We start from the raw sequence: 4,514 nt of genomic DNA, 5'->3' as shown, positions 1-4,514 counted from the left end.
GCCGAGATCCGCGAGTTCGCGAGCACCGGACTCCCCGCCTTCATGATCCCCTCCGCATTCGTGTCACTCGACACCCTGCCGCTGACGCCGAACGGGAAGCTGGACCGGTCGGCGCTGCCCGAGCCGGATGGCGAGCGGCCTGAGCTGGACGCATTCGTGCCTCCGAGCACCGCCACCGAGGAACTCCTCGCCGGCATCTGGGCTCAGCTCCTGGGCCTGGACCGGGTGGGCGTCACGGACAACTTCTTCGAGCTGGGCGGGCATTCCCTGCTTGCCACGCGTGTCAGGTCCCGTGTTCGGGAGCTGATCGGGGCGGAGCTCCCGCTGCACGTGCTCTTCGACCGGCCGACCGTGCGTGGTCTGGCCGTGGCTGTGGAGCGCGCCGGAACGGCGAGCGCCGTGCCCCCGGTCGTCGTGGCGGACCGCGAGCAGCCACTGCCGTTGTCGTTCGCGCAGCAGCGCCTCTGGTTCCTGGAACAGCTGGACCAGGAAGCTGCTGAGTACAACGTTGCCCTGCCGGTCTGGCTGCGCGGAGAGAAGCCCGATGTGTGCGCGCTCACCGCCGCCCTCGGCGCCGTCGTGACGCGGCACGAGGTGCTGCGCACCCGGCTGGTTGCGGGTGCTGACGGCATTCCGTACCAGGTGATCGACCAGCCCTCGGAGACGTTCCCGCTGGTGCTCGTCGATGTGTCCGCGGAGCGCGACCCGGAGGCCTCCGCCCGTGAGCTGGTCGCCGCGGACGCGGCGCTGCCCTTCGACCTGGCAGCCGATTCGCTGATCCGCGCCATGCTGATCCGGGTGGCTCCCGACGAGCACGTTCTGGCGCTGTCGGTGCACCACGTGGTCTTCGACGAGTGGTCGGACCGGATCTTCCGCCGTGAGCTTGCGTCGTTGTACGAGGCGTTCCGCGAGGGGGAGCCGAACCCGCTCCAGCCGCTGGACGTCCAGTACGCGGACTTCGCGGCCTGGCAGCGACAGTGGCTGTCCGGTGACGTGCTCGAAAGCCAACTGGCCTATTGGTCTCAGAACTTGACGGGCGCACCCACCCTTGACCTGCCCACCGACCGACCCCGGCCGCTGGTGCGGTCCACCGAGGGCGCGGCGATCAGATTCACCGTCCCCGCGCGGACGGCGGACGCGCTGCGCGTTCTTTCGCGCGAGCGCGGCACGACGATGTTCATGACGCTCCTTGCTGCTTTCGACGTACTGCTGAGCCGCTACGCTGGCTCGGATGACGTGGTGGTGGGTACGCCGGTCGCGAACCGGAACCGTGCGGAGACGGAGGACCTGATCGGGTTCTTCGTCAATACACTCGTCCTGCGCACCGATCTGTCCGGCGACCCGTCCTTTGCCGAACTCGTCGGCCGTGTGCGGGAGACCTCTCTGGCCGCCTTCGCTCACCAGGACCTGCCGTTCGAGCAGCTGGTGGATGACCTGGTCGGCGACCGGGACCGGTCCCGCACTCCGCTGTTCCAGGTCATGTTCACGTACGCAACCCGGGAGAGCGGTGCTCTCGCCGGCAGCGGTGACCTTTTCGGCCAGGACGCTCTTGCTACCGAATTCCTCGTGGACAGCCTTCCCGCGAAGTACGACCTGCTGATGACGCTGGGCGACGCCGAGGCCGACACCTACAGCGGCGTTGCTTCCGGTGCCGGTGCCGGTGCCTGTGGTCTGGTCGGCGAGATGCAGTACAGCACCGCTCTCTTCGACGCCTCCACGGTCGAGCGGATGATCGGGCACCTGGTCGGCCTGCTGGAGACGGTGGCCGCTGACGACACGCGGCCGTTGTCGCAGATGGCTCTGCTCTCGGCAGCCGAACAAGACCGCTTGCTGGCGGAGGGGGCCGGCATCGCGCCGGCGCCGCCCGTCGCCGGCGGCGTACAGGGCCTGATTGCGGAGAGAGCTGCGGAGGCTCCCGACGCGGTGGCCCTCGTCAGCGGCGAGCAGCAGGTCAGCTATGCGGAGCTGATGGCACGCGCGAACCGTCTTGCGCACCAGCTGCGCGATGCGGGCGTCGGCCCGGAGACCATTGTCGGACTGTGTCTGGACCGCGGTGTCGACATGGTCACGGCCATGCTGGCCGTGTGGCAGGCCGGCGGCGGCTACCTCTCCCTGGACCCGGGACACCCGTCCGAGCGGCTCGCCTTCATGCTTGCCGACAGCGGCGCGAGGATGGTGGTGACGCAGCAGCATCACGTCGCCACTTTCACCGATGCACTGGTCGACCTCCAGGTCGCACCCCTGCTCGTTGTCGACGATCCCGAGACGGCCGCCGAGATCGGCGAGCGCCCGGCCACCCCGCCGGACACCGTTACGGAGCCCGGACAGATCGCCTACGTGATCTACACGTCGGGCTCGACCGGGCGCCCCAAGGGCGTCCACGTTCCGCACGTGAACGTTCAGAGCCTGTTCGCGGCCGTGGACAGCACCGAGACGTTCGACCTCGGGCCCGATGACGTGTGGAGCGTGATCCACTCCTCGGCGTTCGACTTCTCCGTCTGGGAGATCTGGGGAGCGTTGACTCACGGTGCCCGGTGTGTCGTCGTGCCGACGGAGACCGTGCGGCAGCCGTGGCTGCTCCGTGACGTCCTGGCCGCCGAGGGCGTGACCGTCCTGAGCGCCACACCGGAACTGTTCCGTCAGCTGGCCGAGGCTGCCGGGCCGGGTCGTGCGCCCGCAGACCTGCGCTTCGTCGTCTTCGGCGGGGACGCGCTGCAGCGCGTGCATGTGGAGCGATGGGCCGACGCGTGGGGTCTCGACACCCCGGCCCTGGTCAACATGTACGGCATCACGGAGACGACGGTCCACGTCACCCACCACCGGATCGACGCCACCGACGTGGAAGCCGATCCGAAGCTGCCGGTCGGCCGTGCGCTCCCCGGCTGGCGGGCTCTCGTACTGGACGAGCACCTCATGCCCGTACCGACCGGAGTGGCAGGCGAGTTGTACATCGGCGGCGCCGGTGTCGCGCGCGGTTACGGCGGCCGGCCGGCGCTCACGGCCGAGCGATTCGTGGCCGACCCGTTTGCGGGGGACGGCTCCCGGCTGTACCGCTCGGGCGACCGGGCCCGCCTCCTGCCCAGCGGTGTCCTGGAGTATCTCGGCCGGGCCGACAAGCAGATCAAGGTACGTGGATTCCGGATCGAGCCGGGTGAGATCGAGGCCCTGCTGGCCGCCCACCCGGCGGTGCTGTCCGCTGTGGTGACGGCGTCCGGCGACGGCACGGACAGGCGTCTGGTGGCCTACCTGGTACCGGCCGATCACACCGAGGGTGTTCCGAACGCGGGCGAACTCCGTGCCCACCTACGTCGTGACCTGCCGGACTTCATGGTTCCGGCCGCCTTCGTCGAGCTCGCGGCGCTTCCACTGACCGCGAACGGCAAGCTGGACCGGGCGGCACTGCCGCAGCCGGAACCGGCACACGCCACCTCCGACGACTTCGTCGCACCGGCCGGTGCGACGGAAGAAAAGCTCGCGAGCATCTGGTCGGAGGTGCTCGGCGTGGACCAGGTCGGCGCCGACGACAACTTCTTCGAGGTGGGTGGACACTCGCTGCTCGCCACCCAGGTGGTCTCCCGTATCCGGGAAGCGTTCCGGACCGAGGTTCCCCTCTCCGCCCTGTTCGACCAGCCCACCGTGCGGGAGCTGGCGCCGTTCCTGGAGAACTCGGGCACCAGCACCGCCGTACCCCCCGTGACGCCGGTCGACCGGGAGCAGCCGCTGCCGTTGTCGTTCGCGCAGCAGCGCCTGTGGTTCCTGGACCAGCTCGCTCCCGGGGCGGTGGAGTACGCCCTGCTGTCACCCGTGGAGTGGAACGGGCCCCTTGACGTGGCGGCACTGGGTGCGGCGTTGGGTGGAGTGGTGGCGCGGCACGAGGTGCTGCGGACGCGTCTGGTGGCGGGTGCGGACGGTGTGCCGCATCAGGTGATCGACGAGCCGGCGCCGTTCCCGCTGCCGGTGGTCGATGTTTCGGCCGAGGCGGACCCGCGGGCAGCGGCGCGGTCCCGGGCCGCCGAGGACGCGGTCGTGCCGTTCGACCTGGCTACGGGGCCCCTGGTGCGGGCGACCCTGTTCCGGTTGGGGGCGGAGGAGCACGTATTGGCGCTGGCGATCCACCACGTGGTGTTCGACGAGTGGTCGGACCGCATCTTCCACCGTGAACTGACCGCCCTCTATGAGGCGTTCCTTGAGGGCGGGGCCGACCCACTACCGCCGCTGGACGTGCAGTACGCCGACTTCGCCGTGTGGCAGCGGAAGTGGCTGGACGGCGAGCTGCTCGACCGCCAACTCAGCTACTGGTCGACACAGTTGGCCGATGCGCCCACGCTGGACCTGCCCACCGACCGGCCCCGGCCGCCGGTCCGGTCAACGATCGGCGCGGTGACGCGGTTCGACATCCCGCAGGAGACGGTTGAGTCGCTGCGGGCGTTGTCGCGTGAGTGTGGCGTGTCGATGTTCATGACGTTGTTGTCGGCGTATGTGGTGTTGCTGGGTCGGTACGCGGGTTCGGAAGA

1 protein-coding gene is annotated in these 4,514 nt (G+C 69.6%); it reads left to right on the top strand.

What is annotated here, in order from left to right:
• Nucleotides 1–60: 60 nt before the first annotated feature.
• A partial coding sequence (locus ACFWSK_RS37360) for an amino acid adenylation domain-containing protein (protein ID WP_383796538.1) occupies nucleotides 61–4,514 on the top strand: 4,454 nt, incomplete at its 3' end.

The sequence above is a fragment of the Streptomyces sp. NPDC058620 genome, from assembly GCF_042717135.1.
In the GTDB taxonomy this organism is placed as follows: Bacteria; Actinomycetota; Actinomycetes; order Streptomycetales; family Streptomycetaceae; genus Streptomyces.
This window is presented reverse-complemented; position numbering and strand designations above follow the sequence as displayed.